The 17,436-nt window shown below is 66.4% G+C and carries 18 protein-coding genes and 2 riboswitches; of the genes, 7 read left to right on the top strand and 11 right to left on the bottom strand.

The window, feature by feature from the left end:
- Positions 1–5 precede the first annotated feature (5 nt).
- Genes A5651_RS22820 through A5651_RS22810 form a run of 3 tightly spaced genes read left to right on the top strand, consistent with a single transcriptional unit; the run spans position 6 to position 3,987 of the window.
- A complete protein-coding gene (locus tag A5651_RS22820; RefSeq protein WP_066986434.1) occupies positions 6–1,334 on the top strand; it encodes an MCE family protein in 1,329 nt (442 codons plus the stop codon).
- Positions 1,331–2,551 (top strand): MCE family protein, encoded by a 1,221-nt coding sequence (locus A5651_RS22815; RefSeq protein ID WP_369803988.1) that lies wholly within the window; start codon positions 1,331–1,333, stop codon positions 2,549–2,551. The genes A5651_RS22820 and A5651_RS22815 overlap by 4 nt, the downstream gene beginning before the upstream one ends.
- Complete coding sequence (locus tag A5651_RS22810; RefSeq protein WP_066986428.1) at positions 2,551–3,987, top strand: MCE family protein; 1,437 nt, start codon at positions 2,551–2,553, stop codon at positions 3,985–3,987. Before A5651_RS22815 ends, A5651_RS22810 begins: the two co-directional genes overlap by 1 nt.
- A 2-nt stretch (positions 3,988–3,989) precedes the next feature.
- Here the strand turns inward: A5651_RS22810 and A5651_RS22805 are convergent, their stop codons facing one another.
- From A5651_RS22805 to A5651_RS22785, 5 genes are read right to left on the bottom strand one after another with little or no spacing between them, the layout of a single operon-like run.
- Entirely contained in the window at positions 3,990–5,171 is a 1,182-nt protein-coding gene (locus A5651_RS22805; protein WP_231988796.1) for a thiolase family protein, read from the bottom strand.
- The gene (locus A5651_RS22800; RefSeq protein ID WP_066986422.1) at positions 5,168–5,584 is read right to left on the bottom strand and encodes a Zn-ribbon domain-containing OB-fold protein; all 417 of its coding nucleotides are present in this window, start codon (positions 5,582–5,584) and stop codon (positions 5,168–5,170) included. The genes A5651_RS22805 and A5651_RS22800 overlap by 4 nt, the downstream gene beginning before the upstream one ends.
- A complete protein-coding gene (locus A5651_RS22795; RefSeq protein ID WP_066986419.1) occupies positions 5,581–6,789 on the bottom strand; it encodes a CaiB/BaiF CoA-transferase family protein in 1,209 nt (402 codons plus the stop codon). Before A5651_RS22795 ends, A5651_RS22800 begins: the two co-directional genes overlap by 4 nt.
- Positions 6,786–7,622, bottom strand: coding sequence for a mycofactocin-coupled SDR family oxidoreductase (locus tag A5651_RS22790; protein WP_066986416.1), 837 nt, complete (start codon positions 7,620–7,622; stop codon positions 6,786–6,788). The genes A5651_RS22795 and A5651_RS22790 overlap by 4 nt, the downstream gene beginning before the upstream one ends.
- A gap of 11 nt (positions 7,623–7,633) precedes the next feature.
- Positions 7,634–9,193 carry an AMP-binding protein gene (locus A5651_RS22785; RefSeq protein ID WP_066986657.1) on the bottom strand — a complete coding sequence of 520 codons (1,560 nt, stop codon included), beginning with the start codon at positions 9,191–9,193 and terminating at the stop codon, positions 7,634–7,636.
- A gap of 104 nt (positions 9,194–9,297) precedes the next feature.
- On the opposite strand from A5651_RS22785, the gene A5651_RS22780 reads away from it, so the two are divergent.
- Positions 9,298–10,086, top strand: a complete 789-nt coding sequence (locus tag A5651_RS22780; protein WP_066986413.1) for a methylase — start codon at positions 9,298–9,300, stop codon at positions 10,084–10,086.
- Here the strand turns inward: A5651_RS22780 and A5651_RS22775 are convergent.
- Complete coding sequence (locus A5651_RS22775; RefSeq protein ID WP_066986410.1) at positions 10,061–11,599, bottom strand: sodium:solute symporter family protein; 1,539 nt, start codon at positions 11,597–11,599, stop codon at positions 10,061–10,063. The two genes, A5651_RS22780 and A5651_RS22775, sit on opposite strands and share 26 nt — an antisense overlap.
- Before the next feature lie 25 nt (positions 11,600–11,624).
- Positions 11,625–11,729, bottom strand: a riboswitch (guanidine-I (ykkC/yxkD leader).
- 118 nt (positions 11,730–11,847) lie between these two features.
- Positions 11,848–11,914: riboswitch (guanidine-III (ykkC-III) riboswitch) on the top strand.
- Positions 11,915–11,924: 10 nt separating this feature from the next.
- Here A5651_RS22775 and speB point away from each other — a divergent pair.
- Genes speB through A5651_RS22760 form a run of 3 tightly spaced genes read left to right on the top strand, consistent with a single transcriptional unit; the run spans position 11,925 to position 14,818 of the window.
- Positions 11,925–13,070 carry an agmatinase gene (gene speB, locus A5651_RS22770; protein ID WP_066986407.1) on the top strand — a complete coding sequence of 382 codons (1,146 nt, stop codon included), beginning with the start codon at positions 11,925–11,927 and terminating at the stop codon, positions 13,068–13,070.
- A gap of 18 nt (positions 13,071–13,088) precedes the next feature.
- Complete coding sequence (locus tag A5651_RS22765) at positions 13,089–13,916, top strand: carbon-nitrogen hydrolase family protein (protein ID WP_066986404.1); 828 nt, start codon at positions 13,089–13,091, stop codon at positions 13,914–13,916.
- Complete coding sequence (locus A5651_RS22760) at positions 13,913–14,818, top strand: DUF2993 domain-containing protein (RefSeq protein ID WP_066986402.1); 906 nt, start codon at positions 13,913–13,915, stop codon at positions 14,816–14,818. Before A5651_RS22765 ends, A5651_RS22760 begins: the two co-directional genes overlap by 4 nt.
- Before the next feature lie 39 nt (positions 14,819–14,857).
- Here A5651_RS22760 and deoC read toward each other — a convergent pair whose 3' ends face one another.
- From deoC to A5651_RS22735, 5 genes are all read right to left on the bottom strand, one after another.
- Entirely contained in the window at positions 14,858–15,538 is a 681-nt protein-coding gene (gene deoC / locus A5651_RS22755) for a deoxyribose-phosphate aldolase (RefSeq protein WP_066986399.1), read from the bottom strand.
- A complete protein-coding gene (locus A5651_RS22750; RefSeq protein WP_082943932.1) occupies positions 15,538–15,915 on the bottom strand; it encodes a DUF2599 domain-containing protein in 378 nt (125 codons plus the stop codon). Before A5651_RS22750 ends, deoC begins: the two co-directional genes overlap by 1 nt.
- A 36-nt stretch (positions 15,916–15,951) precedes the next feature.
- Positions 15,952–16,236, bottom strand: coding sequence for a DUF2516 family protein (locus A5651_RS22745; RefSeq protein WP_066986394.1), 285 nt, complete (start codon positions 16,234–16,236; stop codon positions 15,952–15,954).
- A 38-nt stretch (positions 16,237–16,274) separates the two neighbouring features.
- Positions 16,275–16,901 carry a heparin-binding hemagglutinin gene (locus tag A5651_RS22740; RefSeq protein ID WP_066986391.1) on the bottom strand — a complete coding sequence of 209 codons (627 nt, stop codon included), beginning with the start codon at positions 16,899–16,901 and terminating at the stop codon, positions 16,275–16,277.
- Between the two features lie 82 nt (positions 16,902–16,983).
- A complete protein-coding gene (locus tag A5651_RS22735; protein ID WP_066986388.1) occupies positions 16,984–17,409 on the bottom strand; it encodes a helix-turn-helix domain-containing protein in 426 nt (141 codons plus the stop codon).
- Positions 17,410–17,436 lie beyond the last annotated feature (27 nt).

Genomic DNA, 17,436 nt, shown 5'->3' with positions numbered 1-17,436 from the left:
GGCGGATGCGCGGCGCGCTGCTGATAGCCTTGGCCCTCATCCTGATCGCGGGCAGCGCTGTGGTGGTGCGCCAGGAGTGGTTCCACCCGCAAACCATCACGGCGTACTTCTCGTCGGCGACCGGACTGTACCCCGGCGACGAGGTGCGCGTCGCGGGGGTGAAGGTCGGCACCATCGCCGCGGTCACACCCCAGCCCGACCACGCCGCAGTCACGTTGCAGGTCGACCACGGGGTAGCGGTGCCCGCCGACGCCCGAGCGGTGATCGTCGCGCAGAACCTGGTGGCAGCGCGGTACGTACAGCTGGCGCCGCTCTACCGTCCCGGCCAACCGCGGCTGGGCGACGGCGATGTCATTGCGGCCGACCGGACCGCCGTTCCGATCGAGTGGGATGAGGTCAAGACCCAATTATCCAGGCTGGCAACCGAACTCGGTCCCGACAGCACATTGTCGACCAGCTCGGCGGGCCGGTTCATCAACAGCGCCGCCAACGCGATGGCGGGCAACGGCGACAAACTGCGGCAAACCTTCGCCCAGCTCTCACAGCTCGCCCGCATCCTGTCCGAGGGGAGCGGCGACGTCGTCGCCACCATCAAGAACCTGCAGACCTTCGTCACCGCCCTGCGTGACAGCAGCGACGATCTCGTGTTGTTCTCCGACCGGCTGGCCACCTTCAGCGCCGTACTCGACGACAGCAGAAGCGATCTCGATGCCGCGATGACTGAGCTCGCCATCGCCGTCGGCGAGGTTCAGCGCTTCGTCGCCAACACCCGCGATAAGACCAGCGAACAGGTGCAGCGCCTGGCGAATTCGACTCAGGTCCTGGTGGACCATCGCACCGACTTGGAGAACATCCTTCACGTCGCGCCGACAGCGTTCGCCAACGCCTACAACATCCTCAACCCGAATGTGCCCGGCGGCCTCGGCACCTTCGTGTTCGCCAACTTCGCCAACCCGGTCGCGTTCATCTGTTCGGCTATCGGCGCCATCGAGAACGTCACGGCGTCCGAGACCGGGAAGCTGTGCGCGCAGTACCTGGGCCCCGCACTGCGGTTACTCAACTTCAATATCCTGCCGCAGCCGCCGTTGAATCCGTTCCTGATGCCCTCTGTCACCCCGGACAAGCTGTCCTACACCGACCCCTCGCTCGCCGAGGCCGGCCCCGCCGGCCCGCCCGATGCTCCCGAACCGCCGCCCGCGGTGTCGGCCTACACCGGCGCCGGTGACGTACCCCCGCCGCCGGGCTTCGGAGCGCCGCCTGCCGGCGCCGCAAGCTCGACGCCCGGCCCGACGCTGCCCGATCTGTTACTACCCGCCGAGGCGCCGCCGTCATGAGCATGCGAGCAATGCGGCGCGCCGCAGCCGCTGGCCTGGTTGCGATCACCGCCTCGTCGTGCGCATTCGGAGGTGTGAACTCGTTGCCGTTGCCCGGCGCGGTGGCCAGTGGTCCGGACAGCGACCTCTACCATGTTCTTATCACCAATGTCGGTACGCTGGAATCGAATTCGCCGGTGATGCTCGACGACGTCGTGGTGGGTAGCGTCGGCCGGTTGAAGACATCGAACTGGCACGCGGTCGTCGACGTTCGGGTCAAGCCCGACGTCGTCGTGCCGGCCAACGCAGTCGCCACCATCGGACAAACCAGCCTGCTCGGCTCGATGCACCTCGCCCTCGACCCGCCGCTAGGCGAGCCACCCAAGGGGCGTCTCGCTCCCGGCGCCACCATCGGCCTCAACCGGTCGTCGACGTATCCGTCGACCGAGCAGACGCTTTCGTCACTGTCAGTGGTGACCAATGCCGGTGGGCTGGGGCAGATCGGTGATTTCATCCACAGCACCGCCGTCGCGCTGTCGGGTCGCGAAGACGACATTCGTGACCTGCTCTCGCGGTTGAACACTCTCGTCGGGGTGGTCGACGAGCAGAGGCATCGATTCAGTGACACGATCACCGCGCTGGACCGGCTGACCACGACGTTGGCCGACCAGAAGAACGACATCACGGAGGCATTGCAGACCATCCCCGGTGCCCTCGACGTGCTGCTCGCCGAGCGCGCGAGGCTCGTCACGGCGATGCAGAAACTGGGTCAATTCTGCGACACCGCAACGCAATTGGTCAACAGCACGAAAGACGATCTCGTCGAGAATTTGACCAATTTGGAGCCGACGTTGAAAGCACTCGCCGATGTCGGCCCGCAACTCGGCACCGTGCTCGCCTACATCCCGACTTTCCCCTTTTCGCAGAACTTCGTCGACCGTGCCATCCGGGGCGACTACATCAACATCTTCGCGACCATGGACCTCACCTATCCCCGGCTGAAACGCTCGATCTTCTTGGGCACTCGGTGGGGCGATCCGACCGCCCGGATGGTCCCGGCGCCCGGTGATCCGAAGCCCTCGAACTACACCTACGCGCCGCTGAGCGCGGGTGCGGCGCCACCGCCGCAGGAGGGGACGCAGCCCGCTGCCCCTGCTCCGGTCGAGGCGGTGCTGCCAATCACACCTCCGCCGGTGCTCGCGACCCAGTCGGCAGCGATCTTCGCAGGGCCGTTCTGATGCTGACCCGGTTCGTGCGGACCCAGCTGATCGTGTTCACGATCGCCTCCGTAATCGGCACGGCGGTGATGGTATTCGGATATCTGCAGGTGCCGACGTTGCTGGGCATCGGGCACATCAAGGTCACTGTGCAACTTGCGAACACCGGTGGGCTGTACCGGTTCGCCAACGTGACCTATCGCGGCGTGCAGATCGGCAAGGTCACCAGCGTCGAACCCACCGCCACCGGCGCGACGGCCGTTCTCTCGCTTGACGATCCGCCGCAGATACCGCGCGATGTGCAAGCGAATGTGCGGAGCGTGTCGGCGGTCGGCGAGCAGTACGTCGACCTCATACCGCGAAGCGGTGGGCCGCCCTATCTCGCCGACGGCACGGTAATCCTGAAGGAGAACACCACCGTGCCGCAAAGAGTCGGTCCAGTGCTCGATCAGCTCAACGCACTCGTCGGCAGTGTGCCGAAGCAGAAGTTGTCCGGCCTGCTCGACGAGTCGTTCCACGCCTTCGACGGCGCCGGCTACGACGTCGGCTCGCTGCTCGACTCGGGCTCGCGAATCGCCGCCGACGCGGACGCAACGGCCGACCAGACGCGAGCCCTCATCGAAGACAGCGCGCCGCTGCTGGACTCGCAGGCCCGAAGCGTCGACCAGCTGCGGACCTGGGCGCGCAACCTCAACGGAGTCACCGGTCAGGTAGTGCGCAATGACGACGACCTACGCACGTTGCTAACGGCGGGATCGGGCGCAGCCGACGAGGTGTGGCGGCTGCTCGACCAGGTCAAGCCGACGCTGCCGGTGTTGTTGGCGAACCTGTCCTCCGTCGGCGAGGTGGGGGTGACGTACAACCCGGCGCTGCGCCAACTGCTGGTCCTGCTGCCGCCCTACATCGGTGGATTCGGCGCGCTCTCGCCGATCAACAATCCCACCGGCTTGTCGCTGGGCGGTTTCGCGCTGATGAACGGCGATCCGCCGCCGTGCACGGTGGGTTTCCTTCCACCGAACCAATGGCGTTCCCCCGCAGACGAATCCGTGATCGACACCCCTGACGATCTGTACTGTAAGCTGCCACAGGACTCCCCTATCGCGGTACGCGGCGTGCGCAACAACCCGTGCATGGATCAACCCGGCAAGCGCGCCCCGACGGTGGAGCTCTGCAAGAGCGACCGACCATACCAGCCGATCGCGATGCGCCAGCACGTGCTCGGGCCGTACCCTTTCGACCCCAATCTGATCGCGCAGGGCGTTCCGCCCGACAGCCGGATCGACGTGAACGCGAACACCACCGCGCCCGTCGAGGGCACACCGATGCCGCCGAAGACCGGTGTCGCCAACTACGACCCGAACACCGGCCGCTACGTCGGGCCCGACGGAAACCTTTATCAGCAGAGCGATCTCGGTGCACCACCGCCGCAGAATGTCGAGGACCTCCTGCCACACTAGGCCTAGAGCAGCGCAGCCGTGTAAGCCACCAGACCACCGAAGTGCGGTGCGGCCTGACAGGCAATGCCCACCGACGCGTCGCGCTGCCGGTCTCCGGCGCGGCCGGATAGTTGCAGATAGCATTCGAGCATCTGTGGGACACCGTGCATCCGGCCGTTGCCGAGCGCACCGCCACCGGAAAGCGCAGGCACTGATCCGGGCCGGTCGCTGTCGATACCGCCCGCGTCGATGAAGCGGTGCGCCTCGCCGATCGGGCAGATGCCCAGCGCCTCGAGCCAGAACCACGCCAGCGGAGAGAAGCCGTCGTAGACTTGGGGCAGGTCAACATCGTTGATGCTCAGACCCGTTCGCTGCCACAACCGACCGACGGTGTCGGCGCCACCGTCGATGATGTCGTCGAGTGGCCAGTGCAGCGGCAGCCGCCGTCGACCACCCGAACTCGCGGCGTAGCCGGCCACATAAACGGGCCGGTTCGGCAGATCCCGCGCACGTTCGGCGGAGGTGAAGACGAATGCGGCCACCCCGTCGACCGGTATGTCGCAATCCAATCGGCAGATCGGGTCGGCGATGGTGGGCTCGGCGAGGTAATCGTCAACTGACAGCCGCCGGTCACGCCAGTACGACCAGGGCAGCCGCGCACCGTTCTTGCGCGCCTCGGTGACGACGCTGGCCATCGACTCGCGCTGGGCGCCGTAGCGTTGCAGGTACTCGGTGTATGGCAGTGCGATCATCGCCAGCGGGCCGAAGAACCCTTGCGGCGCAGTCCACTGCTGCGCGCCTCGGGCCTCGCGCACGGCATTGGCGTGATAGCTACCGGCCGGGTTGTGCAGCGCGCGGTGCACCAGGACGTAGTCCGCAGCACCACTGACCACCGCGTTGACGGCCAAACCGACCGAACCGCTGATCTGGCCGATGCCGTCGAAGCCCGCGACGTATGCCGGGCTCGCGCCGAGGCTGCGCGCCAGCCAATTCGAGGTGACCATGCTGACGCCGTCGACGGCCTGGTGCCCGCCCGCGCTCGGCAACATGCTGGAGCTGACGAATCCGTCGAGGCGGTCCACCGTCAGCCCGGAGTCGGTGATCGCGGCGCGTGCCGTGTCGACCGCGATCGCGCCCAGTGGGCGCGGTGAGCGCCGCTCTACGGCGCTGTTTGCGTAGCCGACGATGGCCACTCCGGTGTTCACACGTCCACCAATACGAATGCCGGAACAGCCATTTCGGCAGTCAGGTCCTCAAACACCACCCGCACGGGTGCACCGATGCTCAGGTTCGCCTGGACGCCGTCGAGCAGCCTGCCGATCAGGCGGAGGTCGGCCTGTTCGGCGAGCTCCACGTCGACAAGCACGAACGGAACGTCGAAGCCGGGCAGGAACGACTGCCGGATCACCGTCCACGACCGGATGACGCCGCGCCCGCTCACCACCGTGAACTCGTAGTCGGGATCGGTGGAGCCGCACACCGTGCACACCACATCCGGCGGCAAGGTCAAAGTGGCGCACCGTCCGCACCGTGCCACGGTCAGGATGTGTTGCGCGGCAGCGGCCCAGAACGGCGCCGACGATTCGTCGGGCACCGGAGCGGGCCGCTGCGACGTCACGGGATCACACCTGCATCAACCAACGCGCCGATGCGGTCCCACTCGTAGCCGAGTTCGACCAGGACGGCCTCGGTATGTTCACCGTGTTCCGGAGCCCTGCGCAGCTCGGGCGGGCGGCCATCGAATTGCACTGGGACGGTGGGCAATCGATATGACGACCCGTGGCCAGTCTCCACTTCGCCCACGTAAGAGTTGGCCAGCACCTGCGGGTCGTCGACCACCTCGTGGATGGTCTGCATCGGCGACCACGGGGCATCGAGGGCCGCGAGGATCTGCTTCCATTCGTGGAGCGTGTGGCCTCTGAACACCGAGTCCAGTTCGGCGATACACGCCGCGGCGTTGGTTCGTCGCGCCGCCATGTCGGCGAACCGTTCGTCGTCACTCAGATCGGGCCGCCCGATCGTGCGGCAGAAGTCGGCCCAGTAGCGGTCGCCCTGAATGAACATCAGCTGGACATGGCGGCCGTCCTTGGTGCGGTAAGTGGCCGTGAGCGGATTGACCATCGCACCCCGACCCGAAACAGGTTGCGCCTCACCGCCGTTGAGCGCAGCAAGCAGATCTGAGGACAGCATCCACATGGCGGTGGCCAGCAGTGACACGTCGACGACAGATCCTTGGCCGGTACGTGTGCGCTTGAGTAACGCCGCCGAGATGCCGAACGCCAGTGCCATCGCACCGTTTCGGTCACCCATCGCCCCGCGCTGACTGATCGGATAGTCCCGCTCGGCCGGGGTGAGCATGTGCCCGACACCCCCGCGGGCCCAGAACGCCGAACTGTCGTAGCCGGGTTGGTTGGCGTCAGGCCCGTTCACCCCGAAGCCGTGGCCGCGCGCATACACCAGGTGCGGGTGGCGTTCCCGCACAATATCTGCGCCGAGGCCAAGGCGGTCGAGGGCGCCTGGGCGCAGACTGGTCAGCAGGACGTCCGCAGTCGCCAGCAGGTCGTGCAGCACCTCGAGGCCGCGCGGTTGGCGAAGGTCGAGAGCGACCGACCGTTTGCCCCGATTAGCAAGTGCCATCGAGAGATTCACGCCCCCGCGGTCGGCACCGATACCTTGGGTGGCGAGCCCGCGGTACGGGTCGCCGTCGAGTCGTTCGACACGAATGACGTCGGCGCCCCAGTCCGCCAGCAGGGCGCCGGCGACGGGCACAAAGACCCATTGCGCGAGCTCGACGACCCGAATTCCGTCGAACGCTCCGGTCATTTCAGGCAGCTACCCGCATCGATGGGCAGCGGCACACCGGTGATGTAGCGCGCCTCGTCGGATGCCAGGAACAACACCGCATTGCTGATGTCGGTCGCCTCCACCCACGGGATCGGCAACATATGGAACATCTTGCAGATCGGCTCGATGTCCTGCGGGCCTGGATTGTCCAGGTCCGGCCGAAACGAGCGGTACGTCGACTCGTTGAGCAGCATGTCGGTGCCGACGTGTGTCGGGTGCACAGAGTTCACCCGGATCGAGAACTGGCCCAGCTCGACCGCGAAGGTGCGCATCAAGCCGACGACACCGTGTTTGGCGGTCACGTAATGGCCGACATGCGGATAGGCTTTCAGCCCGCCCACCGAACTGGTCATGATGATCGAGCCGCCTCGGCCCCCGGCCTTGATGTGCGGCACGGCGGCCTTCACTGATTTCCACACGCCGCTGAGGTTGATATCGAGCATCTGCTGCCAGCGCGGCTCGTCCATGTCGTCGAGCATGGCACCCGGTGTGCCGATGCCCGCGTTGGCTACCGCGATGTCGAGCCTGCCCAGTTGCTCGACTCCGCTGACAAGGGCACTCTTCAGCCCATCGAAGTCGCGCACGTCAACCTCGGCGGTGACGACGCGGCGATCGAGCGCCTTGACCATGTCGGCGGTTTCGGCGAGATCGGCGGGAGTCGGCGCCGGTTCCGGCGTGTTCTCGATGTGACGGCATACGTCGATCGCGATGATGTCGGCGCCCTCCTCGGCCAGCCGCACCGCGTGGCTGCGACCCTGACCGCGCGCAGCACCTGTAACAAAGGCCACTTTGCCTTCCACCCGTCCAGCCACTTGCCCGCTCCTCACACTTCTGTCATCAGGGAATGTTGAACCTGTTGTCGGACAAGATATTTCTGTACCTTGCCACTCGCCGTGCGCGGATAATCCGCGACCTCGCGGAGTTCTTCCGGCCACTTCTGCCGTGCCAGCCCCGCGGCGCCGAAGTGCTGGCGAACCTCGTCCAGGGTCGGCATCTGTCGGCCCGGCCTGATCCGCAGCACCGCCACCACCCGCTCGCCGAATCGTGGGTCGGGTGCGGCCACCGCCACTGCCTCGGCCACCTCCGGCATGCCCAGCAACGTCTCCTCCACCTCCAGCGCGCTGACGTTCTCGCCGCCGCGAATGATGATGTCCGCCTTGCGATCGGTGATCGTCAGGTACCCCTCGTCGTCCATCACCGCGATGTCGCCGGTGTGATACCAGCCATCGGCGTCGAACGCCTTGGCTGTCATCTCCGGATCGAGGTAGCCGAGACACAGATCGGGTCCTCTGCTGAGGATTTCACCGTCTGGTGCAAGACGGATCTCCACCCCCGGCCGGGCGGTGCCGTCGGTGAGCAGTCTCTTCTCCAGCGGCGCATCGGGTTTCGCGCCGGTGATCGACGGATGCTCTGTGCTGCCGTAGGACCGGGTGACGACGAGGCCGAGGTCCGTCACCCGTCGCGTCACCGCAGGCGGAACGGCCGAGCCACCGAGCCCGAGATACGGCATATACCTTAGGTGGTCGTCGGTGAACTCGGGATGGTCGAGCAGACTCGTGATGAAATACGTCGGGCCGCCGCCGAATCCCACGCCGTCGCTCTTCATCAGCGCCAGCACGGTACTGGGATCCCACGCGTCGCACAGATGTATCGGCACGCCTTCCAGAACCGGACACAGCACGCCACCGAGCATTCCGATGAAATGCCCGACCGGAAGCGCCATCACGGTTCCGTTGGGGTTATGCGGGTGGTTCTGCGCAAGCTGACGGATCTCGAAGCCGAGCGTCTGGTGGCTGTGCACCACACCTTTCGGGTCACGTGTCGTGCCCGAGGTGAACGCGATCAGCGCCGGGCCTGCCGGGTCGGTCGGGACGATGCCGGCCATCGGCTCGTCGGCAAGTAACTTCTGAAAGTCCTGCCCGACCACGCCGACGATCGGCACGTCGGCGCACACGTCGCGTTCGTAGCGCATCCTGCCGAACTCCGCAGCGGTGATGAACACCGTCGGTTTGGCGGTGCGCAGGATGTGCCCCAGCTCTTTGCGCCCGTAGAAGTGCACGATCGGCACGACGACGGCACCCAGGTACGTCGCGGCCCAGAACGTCGCGGCGGCCTCCACCCAGTTCGGCAGTTGGAAGGCGATCACATCGCCCGCGCCGACCCCGCGGGCGCGCAGTCCGGCGGCGAGACGGCGGGCAAGCAGTTCGACGTCACCGAACGTGCCGCTGAACGGCCGGACAGCCGAGTGCACCTGGAAAGCTGTCTCTCGACGCGCCTGCACCGCCCCCGAGAGCAGGTCACCGAGGGTCTGCGATGTCCACCAGCCTTCGGTTTCGTAGCGCTTTCGCAACGCCGTCGGCACGTGCCGCTCAACCTCAAACACCTGATCACAGTAGAACGACACTCTCGTTCGGACAAGCTTAGAATTATGGCCGTCCGGACGGCGTGGATCGCGGGAAACCGCGGGGCCAGCCCTAAAATCGAGTGATGGGCGCCCCTGTCGGACAACTGACGCGGGGTACCACCGGCCACAATCGGCTCCGCCGCTGCGACCGCTGGCTCGTGCATTCGCCGCGGGTCCGCACCGCGCTGCAGTCCGCCGCCGACCCGCTGGTCGTCGATCTCGGCTACGGCGCGCTTCCGGTCACCACCCTGGAGCTCGCAAGCCGGCTGCGGATGGTGCGCTCGGACGTGCGGGTGCTGGGCCTGGAGATCGACCCGGCACGGGTCAGTGCGGCCCTGGCCGCGCAAAATGACACAGTCGAGTTCGGCCTCGGCGGCTTCGAGCTGGCCGGTCGCCGGCCTGTGCTGGTGCGGGCGTTCAACGTGTTGAGGCAGTACCCGGAGGACGCCGTAGATGAGGCCTGGTCACTGATGAGGTCACAGTTGGCGCCCGGCGGTCTGATCGTCGAGGGCACCTGCGATGAGCTTGGTAGGCGCTGTTGCTGGGTGCTGCTCGACGGTGATGGGCCGGTCAGCCTGACGCTGGCGTGCGACCCGTTCGCCGTCGACAGGCCCTCCGACCTCGCCGAGCGGCTGCCCAAAGCGCTTATCCACCAGAATGTTTCGGGTCAGCCGATCAACACGCTATTGGCCGCCGCCGACCACGCGTGGGCCAGCGTGGCCGGTCACGGCGTGTTCGGGCCACGGGAGCGTTGGCGCGCCATGCTGAACATGTTGCGCGACAACGCCTGGCCCGTGGAGCCGCCTCGCCGCCGCATGCGCGACGGTGTTCTGACCGTGCCCTGGTCTACTGTTGCCCCGCCTCCATCCTGACCGCCGGCTCAGCCGTCTCGGCCACCTCGACCGACTCCTCCAGCGCGTCATCGACATCCTCGGCCACCCGGATGTCGAGTCCACGCACGGCTGACCGCGGCGTGACTAAAGCGATTGCCAAATAAGTGATCAGCGACGCGCCGAACGCGATGAATGTCGGCCAGCCGTCGAACGACGCGTCGATGACGTTGTTGGGAACGTAGAAGATCGTGTTGTCGAGGCCGTACATCGTGGGCGTCATCGCGAACAACACCAACCGCACCGAGAGCCCCACGACGATCGACGCCAGCGCCGCTGCAGCCGTGCCCTTACGCCACACCAGCCCGAGGATGAAAGGGACTACGAGACACGCCAGCAGAAGGTCGAAGGCCAGCGTCAGCAAGATGCCGGTCTGCTTGACGTAGATCGCAACGAGGATCGCCAAGACAGTCACGGGAACCATGGCGATGCGGGTCGACCACAGCAACGGGTCACGTTGACCGGGAACGTGCACGCGCCTGACCCCACCGAGGTTGCGCACCGACACGTTGGAGATCGCGAGGATGGCGCCGTTGGCGGTGCTCATCGATGCGCCGACGAGACCGCACAGCACGATGATCGTCAGAACGACCGGGGCGTAGTGGTCCAGCAGCACGAAAAGAATTGGCCCGTCGAGCTGTTCGGGAAGAAACGCCTTGGCCGACAGCACGACCAGACCGAACGGGATGCATATCGCCACTACCCCTGCCGCGGCGCCGAAGCAGGCCCGACGCGCCGTCTCAGGGGATTTGGCGGCGAACACGCGCTGCATGAAGTCGATCGCGACGATGTCACCGATGCCCAGCGCGATCAACGTCGCCCAGTTGACGGTCGCGCCCTGGGCCGGATCGGTCATCTGCCCCAGGTCGAGCGGACCAGTGCCGTCGGCTATGGCGATGCCGTGGGTGACCGCCATCCAGATCAAGAGACCCACCGCGCCGCACAAGACCATGCCCATCTGGATGATCGCGGTGTAGGCATCGGCGATCAGGCCGCCGGTGCCGGTGTAGGCGACCGCAAGGACGGCGACGAGCACGGCGCCCAGCCAGTACGGGATGCCGACGAAGTAGTTGAACAGAAATCCGCCGGCAACCAGATTGCCCGCCACCAGCAGGCAGAAGCCGATGATGAGCATCAACGACGCCACCGCTTCCACCGCACGCCCGAAGCGCAGCCGGTAATAGTCGGGGAACGACGTCAACCCCATCCGGTTCATCGGCTTGGCGAAGAACACGCCGGTCAGTAACAGGCACAACGCAAGCCCGAACGGCAGGCATGCGCCCGCCCAGAAACCGAATTGCGCTGCCAGGTCCGTGTTTCCGAGCGTGGCGTTGGTGTCGACGGCCGAGCCCATCAGCGCGCCGCCTACCAACATGAGCGGCAACGTGCGGCCGCCGACGAGGAAGTTGGCGCTGTCGCCGGCGATGCGTTTCGACACCAGGAAACCGACGAACACGACGACCGCGATGCTGATGCCGACGCCGAGAAGAATCATGGGGAGCCTCCTTACGAGCTGGGGAGCCTCCCGGGTTTTTGTCCCGCCGTGGAACGGTCTGCCGCGTAGCGGACCGCCTGCGTCTCTCGGACCAGACCCGGCGACCGGCGGAACCCTAGACGCGCCTCACATCTGCATGTGAGTCGACCGTCAGACAAACCCCATACCGTTACGCCCGATCGCGGGCTGTGTTAACGCCTCGTTGCAATTTCGAGTGGCGAGTTCACCGATTTGGGTGAAGATAGGAATCAGAAGCCCATTCCCGGCTCCCCGGACGAGGTGCGTCGTACCCGGCCTGCGACAAGACGGCGCTCGAGGAGTCAGCATGTCCGACGAGCCTTTTGAACCTCTCAACAAGGAGGGCGCGTGGGCGCAGCAGGCCGAGGCCGAGCTGCCAGACCGTCGCGAGCGCGAAGAGATCGAGCGCTGCCTCACCTTCGGGCTCGAGGCCGCGCCGACGATCAACGATCGGCGGATCTCCACCTTTGTGCGCGGCGAACTGCCACATTTCGCCGGCGAGCGCGGAACGTTTTTGAAGTGTCCGTTTGTCGAGGACGTCAACCAGGTCGACGATGCCGAGGTGGCGATCTTCGGTGTCCCACTCGACGCCGGAGCCACGTACCGGCCCGGCACGCGGTTCGGGCCGCAGGGAATCAGACGCTCCACCAACCTTTTTGGGACTTACAACTATGAGATGGGCGTCGACCTGCGCGAGCAGCTCAACGTGGTCGACATCGGTGACGTGTTCACCATCCCGGGCAATCTGGAAAAGTCCTTCGATCAGATCAGCCAGGCGATGGCGCACGTGGTGCGCAAGGGCGTGGTGCCCGTGGTCCTCGGCGGGGACCACTCCATCGGATTCCCCACCATCCGCGGCATGGCGCCGTATCTGGACGGCAACGTCGGCATCATTCACTTCGACCGGCACGTCGACACCCAAGAGTCCGACCTCGACGAGCGGATGCACACCACGCCGTGGTTTCACGCCACCAACATCAAGAACGCTCCGGCGACCAACCTCGTGCAGATCGGCATCGGCGGCTGGCAGGCGCCGCGGGCGGGGGTGAAGGTCGGCCGCGAACGCAACTCGACTGTCATCACGGTCGGCGACGTCGAGCGCGTCGGCGTGGAGAAGATCGCCGAGATGGCCCTCGAGGTCGCATGGAAAGACGCCAAGGCGGTGTATCTGTCCTTCGACATCGACGTGATCGACGCCGGGTTCGTGCCCGGCACCGGATGGCCGGAACCCGGTGGACTGTTGCCGCGTGAAGCGCTCAACCTGGTGCGCATGGTGTCCGAACCGGGGCTGGCGGGCATCGAAGTGGTGGAGTGCTCGCCGCCCTATGACTGGGCCGAGCAGACCGCGCTGTTGAGCTCGCGCGTGATCCTGGACAGCCTGGCCAGCCAGATCCGCTCCGGCAAACTGGGGAACAAGAAAGCGTCGCTCGACCGGCACGCCTGGGGGCCGTGACTCTCTAGGCTTGACCGTATGCGAATCGCGCTCGCACAGATTCAGAGCAGCACCGATCCCGCGGCCAACCTGAAGCTGGTCGAGGAGTACACCCGCCGCGCGGCCGACGCCGGCGCGGGCCTGGTGCTGTTCCCCGAAGCGACCATGTGCCGGTTCGGGGTGCCGCTGGCCGAGGTGGCCGAGCCGCTGGACGGCCCGTGGGCCGACGGGGTGCGCCGAATCGCGGCGGGTGCCGGCGTCACCGTCGTAGCCGGGATGTTCCGGCCCGCCGACGCCAAAGACGGCCGCACCCGCGTCACCAACACGTTGATCGCGGCCGGCCCCGCGGTCGACGCTCACTACGACAAGATCTATCTCTACGACGCGTTCGGGTTCACCGAGTCCCGCACCGTCGCTGCAGGTCGCGAGCCGGTGGTGATCACCGTCGACGGCGTAGGCGTGGGTCTCAGCCTCTGCTACGACATCCGCTTCCCCGAGCTCTACGTCGAGCTGGCCCGACGCGGAGCGCAGCTCATCACCGTGCATGCTTCGTGGGGCAGCGGCCCCGGCAAACTCGAGCAATGGACATTGCTGGCCCGGGCCAGGGCACTCGACACCGGGAGCTTCGTCGCCGCCGTCGGGCAGGCCTACCCGGGTGACGAGATCGCCAAGGTGGGGCCGACGGGCGTGGGTGGCAGCGTGGTGGCCTCACCGCTCGGGGACGTGATCGAGGCGGCGGGGGCCGATCCGACGCTGCTCGTCGTCGAGGTCGAGCCGGAGACCGTGCAGTCGGTGCGGGACACGATCGCGGTGCTTCGCAACCGCACAGACCTTCACCAGCCGGATAGGGCAGAATCGCGGGCGTGACTGATCCCTGGGCACGACCGGCCAACCAGCCCCAGCCTGGCCAAGTACCGCCGGAGGCTGCCCCGCAGCGGCCGCCGAATGCACCGGGTCAGGCGGGTCCCCCGCCTAATGCGCCGGGCGGCCATACAGGTCCCGCGCAGCCGGCTTCGTCGCCACTGGGCAAGGTCAGGAACCTGTTCCGCGATCCGCTGTCCATCGTGCTGGTAGTCGTCATCGTGGTCGCGCTGATCGCCGCCGGGGTGATCGGCGCGGAGCTTTACGCGCGCAGCCGCGCCGACGACAGGGTGGCCGCGGCCACCGAGTGTGTGGTGCAGGATGACGTCACGGTCTCCTTCGGCGCCAAGCCGTTTCTGATCCAGCACATGATGGGGCATTACGGCAACATCTCGATCGAGACCGCGGGCAACCAGATCCGTGACGCCAAGGGCATGAAAGCCCAGATCAACATCGACGACGTCCGGCTGCAGAGCAACGGCAACTCCAAGGGAACCATCGGCTCGCTGGACGCCACGATCAATTGGACCTCCGAAGGCATCAAGGAGACCGTGCAGAACGCCATCCCGGTGTTCGGCGGCTTCGTCACCGATGTGAAGACCAACCCGTCGGACGGCACCATCGAACTTCAGGCCGCGCTCGGCAGCAGCGTGACCACTAAGCCCGTGGTACAAGACGGTGGGATCGCTTTGCAGATGGTCCAGTTGAACGGCCTCGGGTTCACGCTGCCACGCGAGATGGTGCAGCCCGCGCTCGATGCGTTCTCGGCGCAGCTGACCAAGGGCTACCCGTTGGGCATCAAGGCCGACAAGGTGACCGTCGGCGAAACCGGTGTGACCGCGCACTTCTCGACCCGCAACGCGTCGATCCCCGCCGAAAACACCGATCCCTGCTTCGCCGACCTCTGACCCCCCGACGCCCGTTCGTCGATCTCGGCGAACGCGGCGTTACGCCAGCCCGTCGAGCACTGCCCGAGTTCCCGAGAGCCCGAGGCGCGTCGCGCCTGCGGAAAGCATCGCGAGGGCATCGGCGGCGGTGCGGATGCCGCCGCTGGCCTTGACGCCGACGCTCCCCCCGACCGCCGCAGCCATCGCCGAGACCGCGTGCACCGAAGCGCCGCCGCTGGGATGGAATCCGGTGGAGGTCTTGACAAAATCGGCGCCCGCATCGACAGCTGCCCGGCACGTCGCCGTCAGGACGTCGTCACCGGCGAGGCCCACAAGCGCCGCCGATTCAACGATCACCTTGAGCACGGCACTGGGCGCGGCGGCGCGAACCGCGGCGACATCGGCTGCCACGACCAAGAATTCGCCCGACACGGCCGCCCCGACGTCGATCACCATGTCGAGCTCCTCCGCTCCGGCGGCCACCGCGTCGGCGGCTTCGGCGGCCTTGATCGACGAAAGATGTTTGCCCGACGGGAATCCCACCACCGAGGCGATGTGCAGACCGGCTGGCGCCGCCGATGCGGCGGTGGCCACCATCGACGGTGACACGCACACCGCGTACACGCCGAGGTCGGCGGCCTCGGCCACCAGTGCGGCCACATCCGCTTGTGTCGCTTCGGGTTTCAGCAACGTGTGGTCGACGACGGCGGCAACCTCGCGGCGCCAGTCCGGCACGGGCATCAGAACGGTTCTTCGGTGCCGCCGGGATTGCAGTGCGCGGCGACCATCTCCTCGCCCGATACTTGCGGGCGCCACGGCTCGAGGTTCCAGCTGGTTTTGCCAGGGTAGGCGACCTCGGCGTACTGCCAGTGACACATGAATTGCTCGCGCATGCCGGGAATGTCGGCATCCGGCGTCGACGTCAGCACCTCCGCCCACGCCTCGTCGGCTGCGGCTTGGGTGCCGATCTGGGTGGAGAGGCGGCGCGCGGAATCGGTGGGATAGACCCGCAGGCTCGACAAGTCGCCCCAGTGGACCCATTCGGTGGAGGCCACGTACGGCGGGCCGGGTGCCGGATCGGCTGAAGCGGCCGCGGGCAGAACGAGGGCAGCGGTCATGGCTGCCGCGAGCGCGGCAAGGAGACGGCGCACTCGCTACCGCGACTTTCCTTGAATGTCGAGGAGCTTCGGCCGCACGTCGACCAAATAGATGCCCGATGCCACCGCGGCGATCGCCGCGCCGAAGGGATCGCGGAACACCAGCAGCAGAAGGACACTGCACCCGATGATCAGCAGCCAGACCGGCTTGGTGAGCTTGCCTGCCGCGGTGTACGCGTCGGGGCGCTGCATAGCTGCATGGACGAAGGCGTAAGCGGCCACGGCGAATGCAGCAACGACGAGGACCAAAACAATGACGCCCGCTAGGTCGGCAAGTATCACCTCACCAGCCTAAGCGGGCGCCACCGTCGGCGTCGAATTTACTTCTGCGTGACCTTCTTGGCCGGAGCCTTCTTGGCCGGTGCCTTCTTAGCCGGGGTCTTCTTGGCCGGCGTCTTCTTGGCGGTGGACTTCACCGGGGCCGCGCCCTTCTGCGCCTTCTTGGGCAGCTCAACGCCGACCAGCTTGGCGGCGCGCTCGCCGACCGCACGGGTCTGCGACGCAACGTTGCCCAGCGCTTCCTGGGTCAGCTCGACGGCCTGGTCGGTGTAGCTCTCCACCCGGCCGGCAGCCCCTTCGATGGCGGGCTGGCTGCGCAGCCGCTCGAGGGCGGCCTCGCCGCGCTCCACCAGCTTGTTGTAGGTCGACTGGGCCGCATCGGCATAATTCTCGGCGAACTTGCGCAGCTCCTCGGAGCTCAGCCGGTCGCGGAGGTCACCGAACTGAGTGGGCAGATCCTCCTGCAGCCTGGTCAGCCGGGCACGGCTCCCCTCGACGCGCGCGTTGGCGTCGGTGCGAGCCTCGCCCGCGCGCTCACGCAGGGCAGCGACGATCTCGTTGACCCGCTCGAGGGCCAGATCGGCAGCACCCACGGCGGCGAGCAGCGGAGCCTTCAGGTCGTCGACGGCCGGCTGGTTAGCGGCGGTCTTGGCGGTCTTCTTCGCCATGTCGATACTTTCCTTTCACTTTCATTCTGGTCGTTCGGTATCTGTAAACAGCGATGTGTCTTGTTCAGTCAGTCTTGTTCAGTCAGTCTCGTTCGGTCATCGCCGGCTCCCCAATCGTCTGCTTTGCCTCCTGAACAAGAACGGCCTCGTTCTGTTCGCAAAACGACGTGTAAATGTCGAGCAGCACCTGCTTCTGCCGCTCGGTGATCGCCAAATCGGTGATGATGGCGTCACGGACCTCGTTGGTCTCGCTGGGCTCTAGGATTCCTGCCCGGATATAGAGCACTTCCGCAGAGACCCGCAGCGCCTTGGCAATCTGGCTCAGCACGTCGGCTGACGGTTTCCGCAATCCCCGTTCGATTTGGCTCAGGTACGGATTGCTGACGCCAGCCTTCTCGGCCAACTGCCGCACCGACACCTGCGCCGCCTCGCGCTGCGCCCGGATGAAACTGCCGATGTCCTGCGCAGCGTTGGAGACCACGTCGACGAGCTTGTCGTCCTGCGACATATGGGTACCCCCTTCGATGCGTTGGGT

The sequence above is a fragment of the Mycobacterium sp. 1274761.0 genome (genome assembly GCF_001668615.1).
In the GTDB taxonomy this organism is placed as follows: Bacteria; Actinomycetota; Actinomycetes; order Mycobacteriales; family Mycobacteriaceae; genus Mycobacterium.
The sequence above is the reverse complement of the archived record's forward strand: the minus strand, read 5'-3'. Positions and strand labels throughout refer to the sequence as shown.